This window comes from Lactobacillus delbrueckii subsp. delbrueckii DSM 20074 = JCM 1012, assembly GCF_001433875.1.
Classification (GTDB): domain Bacteria; phylum Bacillota; class Bacilli; order Lactobacillales; family Lactobacillaceae; genus Lactobacillus; species Lactobacillus delbrueckii.
This window is the reverse complement of sequence record NZ_AZCR01000010.1, coordinates 6021-6712: the sequence shown is the minus strand read 5'-3', so window position 1 is coordinate 6712 and position 692 is coordinate 6021. Positions and strand designations below refer to the sequence as shown.

General features: G+C 52.3%; 1 protein-coding gene. It reads left to right on the top strand.

Annotation, left to right across the window (positions count from 1 at the left end):
- The coding region (locus FD23_RS10195) for a glycerate kinase family protein (RefSeq protein ID WP_236743862.1) at nucleotides 1–631 on the top strand (631 nt) is incomplete at its 5' end.
- Between the last annotated feature and the right edge of the window lie 61 nt (nucleotides 632–692).

The window sequence follows — 692 nt, the reverse complement described above, 5'->3', positions numbered from 1 at the left end:
CAGAATTGATACCAGCGGCTTGGCTCCCCGCTTAAAAGAAGTTGAAATCATTTTAGCTAGTGACGTGACCAATCCTTTGACTGGACCCAATGGGGCCTCGGTAGTTTTTGGCCCGCAAAAGGGAGCGGACAAGGAGATGGTCCAGAAGCTTGACGCTAGCCTCCACCATTACGCGGTCGTGATCAAGGAGCAAGTTGGGAAAGACGTGGAGAACGTTTCTGGCAGCGGGGCGGCTGGCGGCCTGGGAGCGGGCTTTTTGGCCTTCAGCAAGTGCCAGATGAAGGCGGGCGCCCAGATCGTGATCGAGGAGAGCCATTTGGCGGAAAAGATGCGGGATGCTGACTATGTCTTTACGGGCGAAGGCGGGATTGACTTCCAGACTAAGTTCGGCAAGACACCCTATGCGGTGGCCCAAGTTGCCAAAAAGCTTGGCATACCGGTTTTTGCCCTGGCTGGCCAGGTCGGTGATAGAATTGACAGCTTATATGAAGCAGGCTTTACGGGGATTTTTGGCATCCTGCCAGGCATCTGCAGCTTGCCGGAAGCTTTAGCAGGCGGAGGAGGTAATTTAGCTCGGACCAGTGAAAACGTAGCCCGGGTGGTTAAGGCCGCTAGAGTAAATTTACAGTAAAGGCTTACTGTTAAGGAAAAATAGCATTTTTTGTCTTCGCCGATTGTAAAATTAAACTGAG